We start from the raw sequence: 20,558 nt of genomic DNA, 5'->3' as shown, positions 1-20,558 counted from the left end.
CCCATCTCGCAGGGCGCTCATTACCCATGGGTTCCGGGACGGTGGACGGGCCGCGAACGCTCGACGGCCGGGCACCGTATCCGCCCGTTCCGGACCCGGCGCCCGCGGACCGGGCTCAGGCGTTGCCCAGGGCCCTGTCGTCAAACTCCCGCCTGCCGGCCGCCGCGCGCCAGGACCCGGGACAGCGCCTCGACGACCCGCGGCTCGTGGTCCTGCGCGGTGGCCAGCCGCAGTCCCTCCAGGGCGCGCAGCGGCGCCCCCGGCCCCGCGGAGCGCGCGGCGAGATCGTCGTAGGCGTTGACGGTGCGGACGATACGGGCGGTGACCGGCTGCTCCCGGTACGGATCCGCCTGCCGCTCGACGATCACCGCGACCTCGGCGGGCACGCCGGTCTGCCGTACGACCGCGCCGCCCAGCAGCGCGATCCGGCGCTGGTCGGCGGGCGGCAGCGGGGCGGTGGCGCCGCCCGGCACCGGGTCGACGAGCGAGAGCTGGCCGATGTCGTGCATCAGCGCGGCATATTCGAGGACGTCCAAGTCCGCCGCGCCCAGCCCCAGTTCACGGCCCACCGCGCGGCTCAGCGCGGCGACCCGGCGGGCGTGGCCGTGCCGGGTGTAGCCGGCGATCTCGGTCGCGCGGGCCAGCGAGGCGATGGTCTGGCGGTAGGTGGCGCGCACCGCCGCGTACCGGCGGAAGGCGAACTGGGTGAGCATCAGCGGCAGACAGAACACCGGCAGCGCCCACAGCCCGGCGACCGCGGTGGCCAGCGCGATGACCACGCCGGTGGCGCAGATGGCCGACCCGATCCCGGGCAGCGCGCGCAACTCGTCGCGCAGCAGCGGCCCGTACGGCCAGCCGGTACGGGCCCGGGCCAGCGCCGCCGCCAGCACCGCGTCGCACAGCGCGGTCAGCGCCAGCAGCCCGACCAGGAACAGCGGGCGGAGCGGACCGGCCGCGCCCCAGGTGCGCAAGGTGCCGGTGTCGTACAGGGGTTGGAAGCAGGTGGCGGCGAAGCCGACGGTCAGCACCCGGCGGGCGAGCGGGTCCAGTGCCGGGCTGCCGCCCCGCGCGACATACGGGACGAGCCCCACCAGACCGGCCGCCACCACCACCGCCACGGTCTGCGGTACGCCGTGGCTCGTCGGCCGCCCGCCCACCTCGCCGAGCAGCGCGTACGCCAGCGCCCCGGCGGCGCCGAGCGGGGCGCCCTCCCGCCGGCCGGGGGCAAGGGGCGCCGCGAAGCGGCTCGTTGGGGGGTGGCGGTCGGGCGAGGGGCCGGCCCGGTCCGTGGGCCGGCGGCGCACCATCTCGCCCACCGCGATCAGCACGCCGAAGGCCAGCGCGTTCCCGGGCTCGGCGACACCGTTCCAGAGGGTGTGGCCGAGGCCCCAGCAGGCGAGCGCGGCGGCGGGGACATGGACGCAGGCGACGGTACGGCGGCCGGTCACCGGACGCCGCCCCGCCCGGCGCCCGACCGGGGCGCCCGCACCGCCGGGACGTTTCCGCCGGCCGCCGGGGGCCCCGGGTCCGGCTCCCGCACCGTCACCTCGTCCGGGCGCCAGCCGTGCCGGTCGAGCGCCGCCGCCAGCGCCCGGACCATCCGCGGGTCGAACTGCGCCCCGGCACACCGGCGCAGCTCCGCGACGGCGGCCGGAACCGGGCGGGCGCGGCGGTAGGAGCGGGTGGAGGTCATCGCATCGAAGGCGTCCGCGACCGCCACCACCCGGGCGAACTCGGGGATTTGACGCCCCGTCAGTCCGTAGGGGTAGCCGCGGCCGTCCACCCGCTCGTGGTGGTGCAGGATCGCCGCCCGCGCCTCGCCCAGGAAGCCGATCCCGCGCACGATCTCGTGCCCGTACTCGGGGTGCAGCTCGATGATCCGCCGCTCCTCGGGGGTCAGCGGGCCGTCCTTGCGCAACAGCCGGGTGGGCACGCCGAGTTTGCCGACGTCGTGCAGGATCCCGGCGAACCGCAGTACCTCCAGGCGGTCCGGCGCCATGCCCAGCTCCCGGGCGATCATCACCGACGCCCGGCCGACCCGCTCGCTGTGCCCGCGGGTGTAGCGGTCCTTGATGTCGACGGCCTGGACGAGGGCGCGGACGGTGGCCTGGTGGGCGGCGCGCTCGCGGTGGTACTGGGCGAACACCCAGCAGGAGAGGTGCACCGGCAGCAGCACCAGCAGCGCCGCCGGCGGCCCGTACACGCTGCGCCAGAGCACCGCCATCATCAACCCGGCCAGTCCGTGCACCAGATGCGGCCCCAGCGAACGGGTCAGCAGCCCGCGCCAGGCGGTGCGCACGGGGTGCCGCTCGGCGACCGCCAGCACCCCGCCGTCCAGCGCCGCGAGCACCCCGCAGAACGCCGCGGCGGCGGCCACGGCGGGCAGCAGCAGGAGCGGGAAGTGCGGCGCGGCCAGCGGGTGCCGGCCGAGGGCCCGGAAGACCCGGAAGACCTGGCCGGCCGACCAGCAGGCGAGGGCGAGTTCGGCGGCGTGCCAGAGCCGGCGGGCGGCGGGCCAGGGTGCGGCGGCCCGGCCGAGCAGGGCGCCGGGGACGGCGGTCAGCGCGGCCAGCGGCGGGGGCAGCAGCAGGGCCGCGGCGAGCAGGACGGGCGTCGCCCACCCCTGGGGGAAGCTGCCGGACTCCTCGCCGGCGCCGTCGGAACTGCCGGCGTGCCGCCGCAGGCCGTCCGTCAGCGGGCAGCGGCGGAGCCGTTCGCAGAGGCCGTACAGGGCGGCGAGCGCCAGTGCGCCGGTCCAGGGGGCGGCGGCGCCGAGCCGGGTCGCGGGGGCCGCGCACAGTGCGGCGGCCAGGGCGGCGCAGCCGATATACACCCGCGCGGCCACCGGGAGTTCCCGCATCGCGCCCTCCTCACCCTGCCCAGCGCACGCCCCACCACGGCCACGACGGCGGTACGCGGGGGTTCGGCGAGAATAGAGGGGCCGGGGCGCCGCAGAGGGCGCATCAGCGGATCGGGCGGGACGAATCGCCCCACCCCTCACCCCTTAGGGTGATGCGCGGCGTTATTCGGCGCGCGCGGACCTGCTGCGTGCTTCGGACGTCCCGGCGGGCTCGGGGGCGTCCGCGCCGGAGCCGCCCGACGCCTCCGCACGCTCCCGCTGGGCCTGTTCGTGCCGGGCCTGGTCGAGCACGCTGACCTCGGGCACGGCCTCCCCGGCCCGGATCAGATCGATCCGGCCCATGACCTTGGAACGCAGGTCGGCGGGGACGTCGTCGTGACCGCAGCAGCGCTTGACGAGCTTCTTGACGGCCTGCTCCAGGCCGTACTTCTCCAGGCACGGCGAGCACTCGTCGAGATGGACCTGGAACTCCGCGCACTCCCCCGCCGGCATCTCGCGGTCGAGATACTCGTAGAGGTGGTCAAGGACCTCTGAGCAGTCCTTCTCGTGCGGCTCTCCGCAGCTCATGATCCCGAGCCTTTCCGGTCGTGCGGCTCCGACGCCGGCGCGGACTGCGTCTTCGCAGCCGTCGCCCCCGCCGGGACCAGCCCGCGCTCGCGGGCGTAATCCTCCAGCATGCCGCGCAGTTGGCGCCGGCCGCGGTGCAGACGGGACATCACCGTGCCGATGGGTGTCCCCATGATGTCCGCGATCTCCTTGTACGCAAAGCCCTCGACATCCGCGAGATAGACCGCGATGCGGAATTCCTCGGGGATCGCCTGGAGCGCGGCCTTCACGTCCGAGTCCGGAAGGTGGTCGAGCGCCTGCGACTCGGCGGAGCGCAGACCGGTCGACATGTGCGACTCGGCGCGCGCCAGCTGCCAGTCCTCGATCTCGTCGGCGGCGCTGCGCTGCGGCTCCCGCTGCTTCTTGCGGTAGGAGTTGATGAAGGTGTTCGTGAGGATGCGGTACAGCCAGGCTTTGAGGTTGGTCCCCTCCCGGAACTGGTGGAAGGACGCGTACGCCTTCGCGTACGTCTCCTGCACCAGGTCCTCCGCGTCGGCCGGGTTGCGCGTCATGCGCAGCGCGGCGGAGTACATCTGGTCGAGGAAGCCGAGGGCGTCCCGCTCGAAGCGCGCGCTGCGCTCGGCGTCGCTCTCCGTCCGACCAGCGGTCTGCTCTGCCGCCGTGCCGTCGGTCCCTGCGTCGGTACCGGTGACCGGACCCACCTCCTCCAACACCATGGCGGATCCAGCCGCGGACCCACTCGATTCGGAGAATAGACGACGATCCGGTGCCACCGCCGCTCCAGCGAGGGCGGGCTGCGTCACCTGCATCGGCGACCACTTCAGGTCGGCGGCCGGGCGGGCCGGGCAAGCGATTCCCATGCGGCGGACTCCCATTCCTCGTGCGCTGGACGTACTCCACTGCCTACGCCAGGCACAACAGCGGGCGCATCCCGGATCATTCCCGGTCCGCCGCGGGATTTCCGCGCAGGTCCGGCGGGGTCCGGGCTACGGGCGGCGCGCCCGCGAGCCGGTCAGCCGAACATGCCGTCCAGCCACGCCACCACCGCGTCGGTGAGCTGTGCCATCGACTCCGCCTCGGTCACCCCCGCCGACTTCGGCACCGCGAAGCCGTGGTCTCCGTAGGCCACCTCGGTGATCTCGGTGCCCGCGGGGAACTCCGCCGGCCGCCCGAAGGGGTCCCGGCCGCCCTGGACGACCAGCGTCGGCACCCCGGCACCGGTCAGCTCGCCGGCCCGCGACTTCTCCGGCTTCCCCGGCGGGTGCAGCGGGAAGCTCAGCGCCAGCACGGCGTGGGCGCCCAGCTCGCGCGCCGTACGGCAGGCCACCCGGGCGCCCGCGCTGCGACCGCCCGCGACCACCGGCAGGCCCGGCTTCCCCAGCGCCGGCCAGAGCGCGGTCCACCCGGCGTCCAGGGTCTTCGGCGCGGGCGCCAGCTTCTTGCCGGCCACCCGCCACGGTTGCTCGACCAGCGCGACCGTGTAACCGCGGGCCGGCAGCGCCGCCGCCAGCGCCCGCAGATCGCGGGCCTCGATGCCGCCGCCCGCGCCGTGACCGACGGCGACCACGGCCCGGGACGGCTCGGCGTCCCGGTACCAGGTGATCCGCGCGTCGCCGGCAGGTGTGCCGACCGTCTCGCTCTCGTTCGCCCCTGTGCTCATACGCCCATCCTGCCCGCGGCGCACGGGAAGGGCAGCGCAGCACGCCCCGGACTCCGCCGGGTCCGGGCGCCGAAGTCCCGTCGTCCGCGCGAAGGGCGGGCCGGGCGTCGGCGGGCAGGCGGGAGTTCGACGACCGGACCTAGAACAGCGTGCCGACCTCGGGGCCGTCGAGTTCGGTGACCAGCTCCGGTCCGTTGTTGCGGACGTTGCTGACGCCGGTCGGGACCGGGTGGGCCCGCATCAGCCCGGCCGGCGGGGGCGCCAGCAGCTCGCGTATCTCGTCGGGGTCGGTACGGGCCGGGTCCAGCCAGGCGTCCCAGCGGTCCGGCGGCAGGACCAGCGGCATCCGGGGGTGGATCTCGGCGAGCGACTGCGGGCCCCCGCCACCGGTGGCCCCGGCGAGCGGGGCGGTCTCGGCCTCGGTGGTGACGACGGTGCAGGTCACCCACCAGGCCAGCGGATGGTCGCCGGGCAGCGTGCGGTCCCGCCAGAACTCGTACAGCCCGGCCATCGCCATCACCGACCCGTCCGCGGGCGTCACGAAGTACGGCTGCTTACGGGGCCGCTTCTTCTTGCCCTGCTCCTCCAGCTCCCGCTCGGCGGCGTCGGTGACCCACTCGAAATAGCCGTCCCCGGGGAGCAGGCAGCGGCGGGTGGCGAACGCCTGCCGGAAGGACGGCTTCTCGTGCACCGTCTCGGCCCGCGCGTTGATCATCTTCGCCGCGGCCTCGGGTGATTTCGACCACGACGGGACCAGGCCCCACTTGAGCGTGCGCAGCTGGCGCACCGGGCCCGGTGGGAGGGCGGCGGCCGCCTCGCCCTTGAGGGGACGTTCCAGCACCACCCGCACGTTGTCCGTCGGAGCGATGTTCCAACTGGGCGCCAGGGTCTCCTTCGGGTCCCACCGCCGTACGCCGAAGGTCTCCACCAGTTCCTCGGGGCGACGGCTCGCCGCATACCTACCGCACATGCATGCCACACTGCCATGCCACACGAAGGGGAGAGCATGGACACCCACCACATCACCGACGTATGGGACCGGGTCTTCGGGGCCCAGCCCGATCCGGGCCTCTGGCTGGTGATCGTCACGGGCGTGCTGGCCCTGGGCGCCGTCGTCCCGCGCACCGCCTGGCGGCTCTCACGGAACGCCGTCACCATCGCCCACGAGGGCGGCCACGGGCTGATCGCCCTGGTCACCGGCCGCCGCCTGGACGGCATCCGGCTGCACTCGGACACCTCGGGACTGACCGTCTCCCGGGGCAAGCCGCACGGCCTGGGCATGGTGCTGACCGCCGCGGCCGGCTACACGGCCCCGTCCCTGCTCGGCCTGGCGGGCGCCGCGCTGCTCGCCACCGGGCACATCACGGCCCTCCTGTGGGGCGCCACCGCGCTGCTGCTGGCGATGCTGGTGATGATCCGCAACGCGTACGGCGTGCTCACCGTCGTCCTCGCGGGCGGCACCTTCCTCCTGGTCTCCTGGCTGACGACACCGCAGGTGCAGGCGGCGTTCGCGTACGCGGTGGTGTGGTTCCTGCTGCTCGGCGGGATACGGCCGCCCTTCGAGCTCCAGGGCAAGCGGCGGCGCGGCGGAGCCGTCGACTCCGACCCGGACCAGCTCGCCCGCCTGACCCATGTCCCGGCGGCCGTCTGGCTCGGGTTCTTCCACGTGGTGACGCTGTGCTCGCTGATGGGCGGCGGGCGCTGGCTGCTCGGCCTCTGACCGGCGGCGCCCCGTGGCGGGCGGCGCCGCCCGGCCGCCGGTGACCCTTTTTCCGCGGTGCGGTGGCGCCCCGTATACGCCGCCGGCCGGCCGGTGCACTACCAGTGCCATGTTTCGTACAGGTTGCGCCGCTTTTGATCAAGATCGGCACCCTTGCCCAGCCATTAAAGTAAGGGCATGACCGAGAGCCCCGCATTCCCCGCCCTGTGGCCCGCCCCCGTCGCCCCGGGGGCGGTCGATGCAACCGTCACCGTGCCCGGCTCGAAATCGGTCACGAACCGCGGCCTGGTCCTGGCCGCCCTCTCCTCCGAGCCCGGCTGGCTGCGCCGCCCGCTGCGCTCCCGCGACACGCTCCTGATGGCCGAGGCGCTGCGCACCCTGGGCGTCGGCATCGAGGAGACGGCCTCCTCCAGCTCTTCCGGCTCCTCCGGCGGCGAGGCATGGCGGATCATCCCCGCCGGACTGCACGGCCCGGCCACCGTCGACGTCGGCAACGCCGGCACGGTCATGCGTTTCCTGCCGCCGGTCGCCGCGCTCGCCGACGGCCCCGTCCGCTTCGACGGCGACCCCCGCTCCTACGAGCGCCCGCTGGGCGGTGTCATCGACGCGCTGCGCGCCCTCGGCGCCCGTATCGACGACGACAACCGCGGCGCCCTGCCGATGACGGTGTTCGGCGGCGGCGCCCTGGAGGGCGGCCGGGTGGAGATCGACGCCTCCTCGTCGTCCCAGTTCGTCAGCGCCCTGCTGCTGTCCGCGCCGCGCTTCAACCAGGGCGTGGAGGTCCGCCACGTCGGTGCGGCGCTGCCCTCGATGCCGCACATCCGGATGACCGTGGACATGCTGCGCGGCGTCGGCGCCCAGGTGGACACCCCGGAGGCGGGCGGCGAGCCGAACGTCTGGCGGGTCACCCCCGGTGCCCTGCTCGGCCGCGACCTGGTCGTCGAGCCGGACCTCTCCAACGCCCAGCCCTTCCTGGCCGCGGCGCTGGTCACCGGCGGCCGGGTCACCATCCCGGACTGGCCCGAGCACACCACCCAGCCCGGCGACGCGCTGCGCGAGATCTTCACCGCCATGGGCGGCTCCTGCGAGCTGACGGACCGGGGGCTGACCTTCACCGGCGGCGGCCGGATCCGGGGCATCGACGTCGATCTCGGCGAGGTCGGCGAGCTGACCCCGGGCATCGCCGCGGTCGCCGCGCTCGCCGACTCCCCCTCCACGCTCCGCGGCGTCGCCCACCTGCGGCTGCACGAGACCGACCGGCTGGCCGCGCTCACCAAGGAGCTCAACGAACTCGGCGGCGATGTCACCGAGACCGCCGACGGGCTGCACATCCGGCCGCGCCCGCTGCACGGCGGCATCTTCCACACCTACGAGGACCACCGGCTGGCCACCGCCGCCGCGGTCGTCGGCCTCGCCGTGGAGGGCGTCGAGGTGGAGAACGTCGCCACCACCGGCAAGACGCTGCCCGACTTCCCCGCCCTGTGGACGGAGATGCTCGATCTGGCGGTCCCCGCCCGGAGAGCCTGAGGGCAGCCGCCGCCATGCGCCGCTACGGCAAGAACCCCGATGAGGACGACGTCCGCGTACGCCCCAACCGCAAGGGCAACCGTCCCCGTACGAACATCCGCCCCAAGCACGAGGACGCCTCCGAGGGCCTGGTCCTGACCGTCGACCGGGGCCGCCTCACCTGCCTCATCGAGGGCCGCACGGTCACCGCGATGAAGGCCCGCGAGCTGGGCCGCAAGAGCGCGGTGGTCGGCGACCGGGTCGCCGTGGTCGGCGACCTGACCGGCGCCAAGGACACCCTCGCCCGGATAGTCCGGGTCGAACCGCGCTCCTCGACGCTGCGCCGTACGGCCGATGACGACGACCCGTACGAGCGGGTGGTGGTCGCCAACGCCGACCAGCTCGCCATCGTCACCGCGCTCGCCGACCCCGAGCCGCGCCCGCGGCTCATCGACCGCTGTCTGGTCGCCGCCTACGACGCGGGCCTGGACCCGCTCCTGGTACTGACCAAGTCCGATCTGGCCTCCGCGGACGCCCTGCTGGAGTCCTACGGCGCGCTCGGCGTCCCGTACGTGGTCACCAACCGCGACGAACTCGCCGACGGCACCGCCGCCGACCGCGTCCGGGAGAAGCTGACCGGGCGGATGACGGCGTTCGTCGGGCACTCCGGGGTGGGCAAGACGACGCTGGTCAACGCCCTGGTCCCGGAGCGCCGCCGGGCCACCGGCCACGTCAACGCGGTCACCGGCCGCGGCCGGCACACCACCACCTCCGCGCTCGCGCTGCCGCTGCCCGGCGACTCCGGCTGGGTCATCGACACCCCCGGCGTACGGTCCTTCGGGCTGGCCCACATCGATCCGTCCCGGGTCATCCACGCCTTCCCCGACCTGGAGCCGGGCACCGACGGCTGCCCGCGCGCGTGCAGCCACGACGAGCCGGACTGCGCACTGGACGAGTGGGTGGCCGACGGACACGCCGAACCGGCCCGGCTGTACTCGCTGCGCCGGCTGCTGGCCACCCGCGAGCGACGCGAGGGCGACTGAGCGCGGCGATCCGCTGCCGTCCCTCCGGGCCGCGGGCATAATCACACCGGGGCCGGGCCCGTACCGGCGGAGTGGTCACCTGGCTGAAGCGGTCATCGAGCTGACGGAGGCAATGGGACATGGCGTGGCTGCTGGTCGTGGTGGCGGGGATCCTGGAGACCGGCTTCGCGGTCTGCCTCAAGCTCTCGCACGGCTTCACCCGCCTCTTCCCGACCCTCGCCTTCGCCGCGTTCGCCCTCGGCAGCTTCGGCCTGCTGACGCTGGCACTCCGCAAGCTCGACGTGGGCCCGGCGTACGCGGTCTGGACCGGCATCGGCGCGGCCGGCACCGCGATCTACGGCATGGTCTTCCTCGGCGACCTGGTCTCCACCCTGAAGATCGTCTCCATCACCCTGGTCATCGTCGGCGTCATCGGGCTTCAGCTGTCGGGCTCGGCGCACTGACGCCGCACCGTCCGCCCGCCCCGGACCGGCCGCCGCGCCCCGCCCGGCAGCCCCGCGAACGCGCCCCGTACGAGCCGGTCCACCGCCTCGCTCTCCGGCTCCCGGCGCGACCCCTGCCGCGGCATCGGTACCCGGCCCGGCGCCCGCCCGACAGGTGCCGGCCGGAGGTCGGCGCCGTCCGCCGGGGCGACCACGCAGGACAGCGTCAGCCGGGCCGCGGTCTCGCAGGCGGCACCCAGGGCGGGCAGTTCCTCGCGGGGCCAGCCGGGCTCCAGCGCGGCGACCGCGCGGTCCCGGAAGCGGCCGACGAGCTCGGCCGGACCGTTCGGCGGGGTCGGCAGCCGGTCCGCCCAGCACCCGGTCAGCGCGGCCCTGACCAGCGGATTCACCCGCGCCGTCCGCAGTGTCCAGGAAGCCGCGGCGACCACCCGCCCGGCCGCGTCGCCCGGCGACCCGGCCGCCACCGGCCCGTCCGGGGCGAGTGCCCGCTCCACCCCGGCCAGGTAGGTGTCGATCTCCCGGCGGACGAGGGCGCGCGCCAACCCCTCCTTGCCGCCGAACTCGTTGTACAGGGTCTGCCGGGACACTCCGGCCGCGGTCGCCACGTCCACCATCCGTACGGCCGTCCAGGCGCGGGCCAGCAGCGCCGCATAGGCGGCGTCCAGGAGGGCTTCACGTGCCGAGGGCATCCGCCACCTCCCGGGCCGGGGCCCGAACCAGCTGCTCCCGCACAGAATTGACGTGGCGTCAGGAACTGTCAAGGGCCGCCACGGGGACCGTCCGGGGGAGCCCGCACGCCGCGCCCGGGGACACCACCCGTAGGGCCCGGCATGGCCGTGTGGCTCCGGCGTATACCAGTAGATACTGTTCGCACATGCCCGACTATCACGATGATCTTCGCCTCGGCCATGTCCTCGCGGACGCCGCGGACGCCGCGACGATGGAGCGGTTCAAGGCCCTCGACCTCAAGGTCGAGACGAAACCGGACATGACGCCGGTGAGCGAGGCGGACAAATCCGCCGAGGAGCTGATCCGCAGCCAGCTCCAGCGCGCCCGGCCACGGGACGCGGTACTCGGTGAGGAGTTCGGCAGCGAGGGCTCCGGGCCGCGCCGCTGGATCATCGACCCGATCGACGGCACCAAGAACTACGTCCGCGGGGTGCCGGTGTGGGCGACGCTGATCGCCCTGATGGAGCGCGGCGAGGGCGGCGACCGGCCGGTGGTCGGCATCGTCTCCGCCCCGGCCCTGAACCGCCGCTGGTGGGCCGCCGAGGGCCTGGGCGCCTTCACCGGCCGCAGCCTGACCTCCGCGACCCGGCTCACCGCGTCACGGGTCGGCCGCATCCAGGACGCCTCGTTCGCGTACTCCTCACTGACCGGCTGGGAGGAGCGCGGCCGGCTGTCCAGCTTCCTCGACCTGTCCCGGGACTGCTGGCGCACCCGGGCCTACGGGGACTTCTGGCCGTACATGATGGTCGCCGAGGGCTCGGTGGACATCTGCGCGGAGCCCGAGCTGTCGCTGTGGGACATGGCGGCCTGCGCGGTCATCGTCCAGGAGGCCGGCGGCCGGTTCACCGGACTGGACGGCCGCCCCGGCCCGCACAGCGGGAACGCCGCCGCCTCCAACGGGCTGCTGCACGAGGACCTGCTGAGCTACCTCGGCGACACCCGGGACTGACGTACGGCGGCCGGTCCGCAGCCGACCGGCGCGCCGGATCCAGGCGCCGACCTGCGGAGGGGCCGACATTCGGACAGGCGTGCAGAATTTGCCCCTTGTTGCACCAACCGGAGCATGTGAACATGAGAATCCCCCAGTTTGTGAACTTGTGAATCACTTCGCAAGGTCACATGCACCAAGGAGGTGGCTCCACTCCATGCCCATGCTCGTCAAAGACGCCATGAGCACGGTGGTCCTCACCATCGGGCCGGCTCACACCCTCCGCCAGGCGGCACGGCTGATGGCGGCCCGCCGCATCGGCGCGGCCGTGGTTTTCGACAACGACACCTGCGGCATCGGCATTCTCACCGAGCGCGACATCCTCAACTCCCTCGGCGCGGGCGAGAATCCCGACCGGGAGACCGCACAGAGCCACACCACCCCCGACGTGGTCTTCGCGACACCGGACTGGACCCTGGACGACGCAGCGGAGGCCATGGTGCGCGGCGGCTTCCGCCATCTCATCGTCCTCGACGACCGCGAACCGGTCGGCGTCGTCTCGGTCCGCGACATCATCCGCTGCTGGTCGGCCGCCCCGGTGCGGGCGGCCGCGATTCCCGCCTGAGGCCGAGGGCCGGGCAGCACAGTCGCAGGCCGGACTGGTGGCGCTGCCGCGGGCCCGGCGGCGCCGTACGCTCCCCTCCAGGGCGCGCGAAGAGGCCGGAGCCCCACGGCGTCCGGCCTCTTCGGCTCTTACGGCAAGCGGCAGTTGAGCGGTCCCGCGGCCGGGGTCGTCCCCGCGTGAGCGGCGGCGGTCCGGCCGCGGGGCGCTCCTGCTAGCCGCGCAGGGCCTGGACCGCGGCTTCCAGCCGCTTGCCGTAGTCCGCGTCCGCCGTGCGGAAGTTCTCGATCGCGCGCTGCGCGATGTCGTCGCGGGAGACCTTGGCGATGAAGCCCGCCAGGTTGTTGATCAGGCGCTCCTTCTCGGCCTCCGACATCAGTCGGTAGAGATTGCCCGCCTGCACGAAGTCGTCGTCCTCGGCGTGCGAGGGCGCCGCGCTCTTGCCGGACTCACCGGTCACCGCGACCGGCTGCCACAGCGGCCGGCCGGTCTCTTCCGGGCCGCCGAAGCTGTTCGGCTCGTAGTTCTTCCGGCCGCCGTGGCGACCGTCGTAGAGCGCACCGTCGCGGCCGTGGCTGCGCGCCTCGGTGGCGTGCGGGCGGTTGACCGGGAGGTGGTCGGCGTTGATGCCGACGCGGTAGCGGTGGGCGTCGCCATAGGCGAAGAGCCGGCCCTGGAGCATCTTGTCGGGGGACGGGCCGATACCCGGCACGAAGTGGTGCGGGGAGAAGATCGACTGCTCGACCTCGGCGAAGATGTTCTGCGGGTTGCGGTTGAGCTCCAGCGTGCCGATCTCGATCGGCGGGTAGTCCTCGTGCGGCCAGACCTTGGTCAGGTCGAACGGGTTGAAGCGGTAGGTGGCCGCCTCGGCCGCCGGCATGATCTGCACCTGGACGGTCCAGGTCGGGAAGTCGCCGCGCTCGATGGACTCGCGCAGGTCGCGCTGGTGGCTGTCCGGGTCCTCACCGGCGAGCTTGTTGGCCTCGTCCTGGGTGAGGTTCTTGATGCCCTGGTCGGTCTTGAAGTGGTACTTGACCCAGAAGACCTCGCCCGCCTCGTTGTTCCACTGGAAGGTGTGCGAGCCGTAGCCGTTCATGTGGCGGTACGTGGCGGGGATGCCGCGGTCGCCGAACAGCCAGGTGACCTGGTGGGTGGACTCGGGCGACAGGCCCCAGAAGTCCCAGACGTTGTCCGCCTCCTGGGAGCCGGTGTACGGGTCGCGCTTCTGGGTGTGGATGAAGTCGGGGAACTTGAGGGCGTCCTTGATGAAGAACACCGGGGTGTTGTTGCCGACGAGGTCGTAATTGCCCTCTTCGGTGTAGAACTTCAGCGCGAAGCCGCGGGGGTCGCGCACCGCGTCGGCCGCGCCGAGGTTGCCGGCGACCGTCGAGAAGCGCAGGAACGTCTCGGTCTGCTTGCCGACCTCGGAGAGGAACTTCGCACGGGTGTACTTGGTCACGTCCGCGGTCACGGTGAACGTGCCGTACGCGCCGGCGCCGCGGGCGTGCACGATGCGCTCCGGTATGCGTTCGCGGTTGAAGTGCGCGAGCTTCTCGATCAGGAGCTGGTCCTGGATCAGACCGGGGCCGCCGATGCCGGCCGTCTCGCTGTTCTGGTTGTCCGCGACGGGGGCTCCGGCCTCCGTGGTCAGCGGTCCGGTGCTGCTCTCTACCGACACGTGCGCCTCCTGACGTCTTCGTTCACCTGCCCTTGGCTTGCGCCGATCACGATCCTACATTGGACTTTGTCTAAGTCAAGAAGTGCACGAAACTCGTACCTGATCCGGTGATGGACCACCACTGGTACGCTGGTGTCTATCTGAGTGATGGGTGATTGGCATGAGTGACCTGCTGGAACGACTCCGGGGACGCGGCTGGCGGCTGACCGCACAGCGCCGCGTCGTCGCCGAGGTCCTCGACGGGGACCACGTCCACTACACCGCCGACGAGGTGCACGCCCGGGCGACCGAACGCCTCCCCGAGATCTCCCGGGCCACGGTCTACAACACCCTCGGCGAACTGGTCTCGCTCGGCGAGGTGATCGAGGTGAGCACCGACGGCCGCGCCAAGCGCTACGACCCCAACGCCCATCACGACCACCAGCACCTGGTCTGCTCGCGCTGCGGCACGATCCGCGACGTGCACGTCCACGGCGACCCGCTCTCCGCCCTCCCCGAACCGGAGCGCTACGGCTTCCAGGTCTCCGAGGTCACCGTGACGTACCGGGGCATCTGCCCCAACTGCTCCGACTCCTGAGGCGAGGGGGAGCGGGCCCTCGTCCGGGCCTCCCGCCCACCGCCGACGCCCGCACCGCACCGACCGCGGCGGGGCGAACTCCGCATCGCCGCCCGACCACCGGTCCGTGCACCGGCGCTCCCCGGGGACGGCGTCGACGGCAGCGGCTAGGCGACCGCATACGACCGAGGCCCGGATCCTCGAAGGATCCGGGCCTCGGTCTTCAGTAGCGGGGACAGGATTTGAACCTGCGACCTCTGGGTTATGAGCCCAGCGAGCTACCGAGCTGCTCCACCCCGCGTCGTTGTGGCACAACTCTAACCCCGGCCCGACGACCAGCGCAAATCCCCTCCACGCCCCGGGGGCGGGCCGCCTGGCCCGCCCCTGGGTCACTGGCGCCGGGCCGGCCGCACGGCGCGGAGCTAGGCGCTCAGCTCCTCCTGGAGTGCCGTGCGCAACCGCGCCGCCCGCTCGGCGACCTCCGGCGGCCCCAGCTCCACGGCCCGCCCGCACCATTTCTGCGCCTCCGCCAGCGCACCGCGCCGGGCGGCGATCAGCGCCAGCCGGAGCGCCGCCCGGCCGTGGCCGTCCTCGGCGGCGCGCCGCCACCACATGACGGCCTCGGGGAGGCTGCCCTCACGGGCCAGCAGCAGCCCGAGATTGAAGGCGCCGTTGCGACTGCCGGCCTCGGCCGCCGCGCGGTACCAGGTCGCCGCCTCGACGGCATCGCCACGGGCCGCCGCGAACATGCCAACCCGGACCTGGGCCCGGCGGTGCCCCTGCCGGGCGGCCCGCTCGTACCACTGCGTGCTCTCGTCGTCGCCGGTCCGCTCGCCGTCAGCGACCCCGGCGCCGCCCGCCTCCGCGGCCTGGCGGTCCAGGAGGTCGGCGAGCCGGAACGCGGCCTCGGCGCTGCCGCCGCCGGCCGCGCAGCGCAGATTCCGCTCCGCGTCCCGGAGTTCGCCGTCGCGCAGCTGCACGATGGCGACCTGGAGCGCCGCCTCGGTGTGCCCGGCCGACGCCGCCCGCTCGTACCAGGAGTGCGCCAGCCGTTCCTCACCGCGGCCGGCGAACAGGATGCCGAGGTTGAACGCGGCGTCCACGCTGCCCGCCTCGGCCGCCTTGGAGAACCACGGCTCCGCCCCGGAGGCGTCGCCGCGCTGGAGCAGCAGGATGGCCAGCGCGTTGGCGGCCTCGCGGTGGCCCGCGTACGCGGCCCGGCGGTACCACTGCTCGCTGCGGCCGGGCGAGCCCTGCTCGGCGCACAACAGGCCCAGGTTGTAGGCCCCGTTGACGTCCCCGGCCTCCAGCGCGGCGCGGTACCAGCGCTCGGCGGTCTGCAGTTCGCCGCGGTCGGCGTGCAGCGCGCCCAGCGCGTTGGCGGCGTTGCCGTCGCCGTCCTGGGCCGCGCGCCGCCACCACTCAGCGGCGCTCTCCTCGTCCCCGGCGTCGCGCAGCAGGAAGCCCAGCGCACAGGCGGCTCGCGCCTCACCGTCCTTGGCGGCGGACAGGTACCAGCGGCCCGCCTCCTGGACGTCGCCGCGGTCCTCCAGCAGCGCGCCCAACTGGAGCGCGGCGCGCCGGTGTCCGCGCGCGGCGGCCTGGCGGTACCACTGCTCGGCCTCGGCCTGCTGCGTCAACTCGCCGTAGGCGGGCACCGCGCGGCGGTCCGCGTCGCGGCCGTCCTCGACGAGCCGGGCGAGGCGGTACGCGGCCTCACGGTGGCCCCGCTCGGCGGCGGCCCGGAACCAGCGCTCGGCACCGATGTCGCCGCGGTGCTCCAGGAGGTCGGCGAGGGCGTACGCGCCCAGGCAGTGGCCGGACTCGGCGGACTGGCGCAGCCAGTACTCGGCGGCCGGTTCGTCGCCGCGCTCGCGGTAGTGGCGGCCGAGGGCGTGCGCGGCGGCGGCGGAGCCGGCGACGGCGGCGATCCGCCACCACCCGGCGGCCTCGTCGGCGTAGCCCCGCTGGTGCAGCAGGACGCCGAGGTTGTTGGCCGCGGCGCGGTCTCCGGCGGCGGCTGCGGAGCGCAGGTACGACTCGGCCCCGTCCAGGTCGGCGCGGCGCAGCAGCATCGCGCCCAGTGCGCTCATGGCGGCGGTGTCGCCCGCCTCGGCGGACCGGCGGTAGCCGGTCTCGGTCACCGCGTCAGACGCCTCGGCGGCCTCGGCCGCCTCCATGGCGTCCATCGGCATCTCGGATTCGCGCCCGTCATCGGGCGCATGCACAAACCGGTCCGTCTCCAACAACCTTGCCTTGTCCCCCATAAGAGCCATCGTCGCATCACCTGTAACCCGCGTACACCTGGTATACCGCAGCCAGTGAGGTCACTTCAGCGGTTTGTCGACTTCCCGACACGGCGACATGCCAAACTCAAGCACACAGCTTTCCCACATGGGTCGTGCGACCCGCCTCTGGCCGGCTTTGACCCGAACGCATGACGAAGGCCCGGATTCTCAAGGAATCCGGGCCTTGGTCTTCAGTAGCGGGGACAGGATTTGAACCTGCGACCTCTGGGTTATGAGCCCAGCGAGCTACCGAGCTGCTCCACCCCGCGCCGTTGTGACCCCAACGTACCACGGTGCCGGGACGGCAGTTGACACCCGGGCCCGGTGGCCGCCGGTTGTGCACCGGCCGCCACCGGGCCCGGGTACCGCCGCAGCGGCTCAGCCGCCCGGCTTGCCGCCCTTCTGGGATGCCTTGGCGGCCCGGTCCAGCGCGGCCTTGAGCTTCTTCTGGGCCTCGCCGTACGCGGCCCAGTCGCCCGCGACGCGCGCCTTCTCGCCCTCGTCGTACGCCTTTTCGGCATCGCCGAGCGCCTGCTGCACGGTCTGGCCGGAAGGCGGCGGCTGCTGGCCGTTCTCACCGCCGCCGGGCGGATTCTCCGTGCCGGCGCTCGGCGCCTTCTTGCCGAAGACCACGTCCAGCGCGTCCTTGAGGGAGTTCTCCAGGACGGGCTTGTTGTCGCCGTAGCTGACCAACACCTTTTTCAGGAGTGGGTAGTTGGTGTTGGCACCGCGCAGATAGACCGGTTCGACATAGAGCAGCCCGCCGTCCAGGGGGACGGTCAGCAGATTGCCGTACTCGATCTCCGAGTCGCCGAACTTCTTCAGGATGTTGAGCTCGTTGGCGATCACCGGATCGGAGTTGAACTTCGACTGTGCCAGCTGCGGGCCGGGCACCGGTGTCTGTGCGGGCAGTTTCAGCAGTCTGATCTTGCCGTAGTCGCCGCTCGTGGCATTGGCGTCGACCGCCATGAAGGCGCCGAGGTTGTCCTTCTTGTTGGGTGTGAAGGTCGTCGTCAGCGAGAACGCCCGTTCCTTCTGGTCGGGCATCTTCATGCTCAGGTAGTACGGCGGAACCGCGTTGCCGGACTTGGTGGTCGGGTCGCCGGGGATCTGCCAGCGTTCCGAGCCGGTGTAGAAGGTCCCCGGGTCGGTCACGTGGTACGTGGTCAGCAGCTGCCGCTGCACCTTGAAGAGGTCCTGCGGGTAGCGCAGGTGTTCCTTCAGCGCGGGGCTGATGGCGCTCTTCTTCTCGACCGTGCCGGGGAACGCCTTCATCCAGGTCTTCAGGACCGGGTCCTTGGTGTCCCACTGGTAGAGCTTGACCGTGCCGTCGTACGCGTCGACCGTCGCCTTGACCGAGTTGCGGATGTAGTTGACCTGGTTCTGCTGGGCCATGACCGTCCGCTGGCCGTTGGTGAGCGAGTCGGCGGTGCTGTCCCCGAGGGTGGTACGCGACGCGTACGGGTAGCCGTTGCTGGTGGTGTAGGCGTCCACGATCCACTGGATCCGGCCGTCGATCACCGCAGGGTAGGCGTCGCCGTCGATGGTCAGCCAGGGCGCGACGGACTCGACGCGCTCCTTGGGCGTGCGGTTGTACAGGATCCGCGAACCGTCGCCGATCGCACCGGAGTACAGGATCTGCGGCTCCCCGAACGCCACCGCGTACGCGGCGCGGTTGATCGGGTTGGACAGGCTGACCCCGCTCCTGCCCTGGTAGCGGTAGCTCTTCTCACCGCTGTCGTCGGAGTAGTCCAGCTCCTTCTGGGGCCCGCCCACGATGGAGTACTGGGTGGTCTTCTCGCCGTAGTAGACGCGCTGTTCGTACGGGGGGAGCTGCCCCCTGGACGGCAGGTTCGCCTCGGTGTAGTCGGGGGCGCCGCCGTCGGCGGTCTCCGTCCCCTTGGCCGTGACCGCGCCGTAGCCGTGGGTGTACTTGAAGTGGTCGTTGATCCAGTTGCGCTCGGGGATGCCGGCGAGGTTCAGCTCGCGCAGGCCGATGACGGTGTCCTGCTCCTTGCCGTCCTTGTCCTTGTACCGGTCGACGTCCAGGGTGGACGGGAACTGGTAGTAGGACCGCACCTGCTGCTGTTGCTGGAAGGCCGGCGAGACCACGTTCGGGTCGAGCAGCCGCATGCTGGCCGTGGTGTCGGCGTCGTCCCGCAGCCGCTGACTGTCGTCCTTGCCGGCCGGCTTGTAGTTGCCCTTGTAGGGCGTGACCTCGGAGTCCTGGATGCCGTACGCGTCCCGGGTCGCCTTGATGTTCTGCTTGATGTACGGCGCTTCCTTGGCCTGCTCGTTCGGCTGGACCTGGAACTTCTGGACGATCGCCGGATACAGGCCGCCGATGAGGACCGCGGAGAGCACCATCAGGCCGAAGCCGATCACCGGCAGCTGCCACGTACGTCGCCAGAGGGTGGCGAAGAACAGCAGCGCGCAGATCGCCGCGATGAAGAACAGGATGGTCTTCGCCGGGAGATAGGCGTTGGCGTCGACATAGCGCAGCCCGGTCCAGTTGTCCGCCGACTTCAGGCCGCTGGACTTGACCGCGAGGCCGTACCGGTCGAGCCAGTACGCGACCGCCTTCAGGGAGACGAAGATGCCCAGCAGCACCGAGAGATGACCGGTCGCGGCGGCGGTCGCCCGGGAGCCGGGGCTGGTCAGCCGCAGCCCGCCGTAGAGGTAGTGCGTCAGCGCGGCGGCCACCAGGCACAGCACCGCGCAGGCGAAGCCGAAGCTCAACAGGAAGCGGTACCAGGGCAGATCGAAGGCGTAGAACGAGACGTCCTTGCCGAACTGCGGGTCCGTCTCGCCGAACGGGACGCCGTTGACCCACTGGAGCCACGTACGCCACTCACCGGAGGCGGAGGCCCCGGCGATCAGCCCGATCACGGACGTCACCGCGAGCAGTGCCCACTTCTTGAACGGGGCGATGCCCATCCGGTAGCGGTCCAGGCTCTGCTGCTCTATGGACATCGCGCTGAGCGGAGGCCGCAGCCGGTGCGCCAGCCAGATGTTGACGCCGACGGTCACCGCCATCACGACGGCGAAGGCGAAGAACAGGCCGATCTTGGTCGACAGGGTGGTGGTGAAGACCGAGGAGAACCTGACCGAGCGATACCAGAGCCAGTCGGTCCAGAAGCCCGAGAACATCACGAAGAGCATGGCCAGCACGGCCAGTACGCCCAACGTCATGAGCAGGGTCCGGAACCGCCGCGACGGTCGACCGACTCTGATCCGTGGCCCTGTCGGGCCTCCGCCGCGGTCCGGCATCTGGAAAGCCAAGGTGCGCACCTCGAAGTTCGCTGTGGTGGTGAACAGGCCCGGCGATAGTAGGACCCAGTGATGCAACTTACGACGGCTTTACTCGGTTCCCGATTTCCGGGGTCCACAAGGCACGATGTGGGACATGACCAACCTCCCCGTTGACGGCACTCCCCTCGCCGCCGACCCACTGACCCGCGCGGTGCTCGAAATCGACGAGTACGCCGCCGGGCTCGGCTGGGACCAGCCCGCCCGACTGTTCGCCCTCGTTGACACCGCCAAGCTGCGGGAACAGGAGCCCTCGCTCGCCGCCCAACTGGGCATCGACGACGCCACCAGCGCGTCCCTGACCCCGGTGGAGCAGGACGAGATCCCGGCCGATGCCCCGCTGGACGAGTTCCTCGCCACCATCGCCTGGCCCGACGCCGTCGCCGGCTGCGCGCTGACCGTGGAGCGGCTGATGCTGCCGCCGTCCGCCGAGGAGTCCCAGCCGGCGGGCATGGACGAGGACCAGCTCGCCAAGTGGGTCGCCGGGCACCCCGACCGCCAGGAGGTCCGGATGACGGTGGGCGTCCTGCGGGACGGCTCCCGGGAGTCCGCGCTGCGGCTGCGCGAGAAGGACTCCACCTCCGAGGTGCTCACCGGCTCGGCGCTCGTTCCCGGCCTCGCGGACGCGCTGGCCGCGACCTTCGAGGCG

18 protein-coding genes and 2 tRNA genes are annotated in these 20,558 nt (G+C 72.6%); 8 read left to right on the top strand and 12 right to left on the bottom strand.

Going from position 1 to position 20,558, the window contains the following annotated elements; genetic code table 11:
* Positions 1 to 140: 140 nt before the first annotated feature.
* The 6 genes from RZ84_RS24075 to RZ84_RS24050 form a co-directional block, all read right to left on the bottom strand.
* Positions 141 to 1,448 (bottom strand): HD-GYP domain-containing protein, encoded by a 1,308-nt coding sequence (locus RZ84_RS24075; protein ID WP_043266029.1) that lies wholly within the window; start codon positions 1,446 to 1,448, stop codon positions 141 to 143.
* A complete protein-coding gene (locus RZ84_RS24070) occupies positions 1,445 to 2,860 on the bottom strand; it encodes an HD-GYP domain-containing protein (protein WP_043266028.1) in 1,416 nt (471 codons plus the stop codon). Before RZ84_RS24070 ends, RZ84_RS24075 begins: the two co-directional genes overlap by 4 nt.
* A 162-nt stretch (positions 2,861 to 3,022) precedes the next feature.
* Positions 3,023 to 3,427 (bottom strand): mycothiol system anti-sigma-R factor, encoded by a 405-nt coding sequence (gene rsrA / locus RZ84_RS24065; protein ID WP_043266027.1) that lies wholly within the window; start codon positions 3,425 to 3,427, stop codon positions 3,023 to 3,025.
* Positions 3,424 to 4,128: a sigma-70 family RNA polymerase sigma factor gene (locus tag RZ84_RS24060; RefSeq protein WP_043270707.1), complete on the bottom strand. Its 705-nt coding sequence runs from the start codon at positions 4,126 to 4,128 to the stop codon at positions 3,424 to 3,426. The genes rsrA and RZ84_RS24060 overlap by 4 nt, the downstream gene beginning before the upstream one ends.
* Before the next feature lie 311 nt (positions 4,129 to 4,439).
* Entirely contained in the window at positions 4,440 to 5,087 is a 648-nt protein-coding gene (locus RZ84_RS24055) for an alpha/beta hydrolase family protein (RefSeq protein WP_043266026.1), read from the bottom strand.
* Positions 5,088 to 5,226: 139 nt separating this feature from the next.
* Positions 5,227 to 6,057 (bottom strand): SOS response-associated peptidase, encoded by an 831-nt coding sequence (locus tag RZ84_RS24050; RefSeq protein WP_043266025.1) that lies wholly within the window; start codon positions 6,055 to 6,057, stop codon positions 5,227 to 5,229.
* 36 nt (positions 6,058 to 6,093) lie between these two features.
* On the opposite strand from RZ84_RS24050, the gene RZ84_RS24045 reads away from it, so the two are divergent.
* The 4 genes from RZ84_RS24045 (at position 6,094) to RZ84_RS24030 (ending at position 9,799) form a co-directional block, all read left to right on the top strand.
* A complete protein-coding gene (locus tag RZ84_RS24045) occupies positions 6,094 to 6,807 on the top strand; it encodes a M50 family metallopeptidase (protein WP_043266024.1) in 714 nt (237 codons plus the stop codon).
* A 177-nt stretch (positions 6,808 to 6,984) separates the two neighbouring features.
* Entirely contained in the window at positions 6,985 to 8,334 is a 1,350-nt protein-coding gene (aroA, locus tag RZ84_RS24040) for a 3-phosphoshikimate 1-carboxyvinyltransferase (protein WP_043266023.1), read from the top strand.
* Between the two features lie 14 nt (positions 8,335 to 8,348).
* Entirely contained in the window at positions 8,349 to 9,356 is a 1,008-nt protein-coding gene (rsgA, locus tag RZ84_RS24035) for a ribosome small subunit-dependent GTPase A (RefSeq protein WP_043266022.1), read from the top strand.
* A gap of 119 nt (positions 9,357 to 9,475) precedes the next feature.
* A complete protein-coding gene (locus RZ84_RS24030) occupies positions 9,476 to 9,799 on the top strand; it encodes a DMT family transporter (RefSeq protein WP_043266021.1) in 324 nt (107 codons plus the stop codon).
* On the opposite strand, the gene RZ84_RS24025 is transcribed toward RZ84_RS24030, so the two are convergent.
* A complete protein-coding gene (locus RZ84_RS24025) occupies positions 9,775 to 10,488 on the bottom strand; it encodes a TetR/AcrR family transcriptional regulator (protein ID WP_052230137.1) in 714 nt (237 codons plus the stop codon). The two genes, RZ84_RS24030 and RZ84_RS24025, sit on opposite strands and share 25 nt — an antisense overlap.
* 185 nt (positions 10,489 to 10,673) lie before the next feature.
* Between RZ84_RS24025 and hisN the strand changes: the two genes are divergently transcribed.
* Both hisN and RZ84_RS24015 read left to right on the top strand, forming a co-directional pair.
* Complete coding sequence (hisN, locus tag RZ84_RS24020) at positions 10,674 to 11,477, top strand: histidinol-phosphatase (protein ID WP_043266020.1); 804 nt, start codon at positions 10,674 to 10,676, stop codon at positions 11,475 to 11,477.
* A 202-nt stretch (positions 11,478 to 11,679) separates the two neighbouring features.
* Positions 11,680 to 12,081: a CBS domain-containing protein gene (locus RZ84_RS24015; RefSeq protein ID WP_043270703.1), complete on the top strand. Its 402-nt coding sequence runs from the start codon at positions 11,680 to 11,682 to the stop codon at positions 12,079 to 12,081.
* A gap of 211 nt (positions 12,082 to 12,292) precedes the next feature.
* Here the strand turns inward: RZ84_RS24015 and RZ84_RS24010 are convergent, their stop codons facing one another.
* Positions 12,293 to 13,756, bottom strand: coding sequence for a catalase (locus tag RZ84_RS24010; protein ID WP_043266019.1), 1,464 nt, complete (start codon positions 13,754 to 13,756; stop codon positions 12,293 to 12,295).
* Between the two features lie 160 nt (positions 13,757 to 13,916).
* Here RZ84_RS24010 and RZ84_RS24005 point away from each other — a divergent pair, with 160 nt between their 5' ends.
* Complete coding sequence (locus RZ84_RS24005; RefSeq protein ID WP_043266018.1) at positions 13,917 to 14,333, top strand: Fur family transcriptional regulator; 417 nt, start codon at positions 13,917 to 13,919, stop codon at positions 14,331 to 14,333.
* A 206-nt stretch (positions 14,334 to 14,539) separates the two neighbouring features.
* On the opposite strand, the gene RZ84_RS24000 is transcribed toward RZ84_RS24005, so the two are convergent.
* From RZ84_RS24000 to RZ84_RS23985, 4 genes are all read right to left on the bottom strand, one after another.
* Positions 14,540 to 14,613 (bottom strand) — tRNA-Met (locus RZ84_RS24000).
* Between the two features lie 121 nt (positions 14,614 to 14,734).
* Positions 14,735 to 16,588 (bottom strand): tetratricopeptide repeat protein, encoded by a 1,854-nt coding sequence (locus RZ84_RS23995; protein WP_198540044.1) that lies wholly within the window; start codon positions 16,586 to 16,588, stop codon positions 14,735 to 14,737.
* Positions 16,589 to 16,795: 207 nt separating this feature from the next.
* Positions 16,796 to 16,869 (bottom strand) — tRNA-Met (locus tag RZ84_RS23990).
* A 109-nt stretch (positions 16,870 to 16,978) separates the two neighbouring features.
* Positions 16,979 to 19,870, bottom strand: a complete 2,892-nt coding sequence (locus tag RZ84_RS23985) for a UPF0182 family membrane protein (RefSeq protein ID WP_241778088.1) — start codon at positions 19,868 to 19,870, stop codon at positions 16,979 to 16,981.
* Between the two features lie 136 nt (positions 19,871 to 20,006).
* Here RZ84_RS23985 and RZ84_RS37020 point away from each other — a divergent pair.
* A partial coding sequence (locus RZ84_RS37020; RefSeq protein ID WP_078894729.1) for a PPA1309 family protein occupies positions 20,007 to 20,558 on the top strand: 552 nt, incomplete at its 3' end.

Source organism: Streptomyces sp. CT34 (assembly GCF_000805335.1).
Classification (GTDB): Bacteria; Actinomycetota; Actinomycetes; order Streptomycetales; family Streptomycetaceae; genus Streptomyces.
This window is presented reverse-complemented; position numbering and strand designations above follow the sequence as displayed.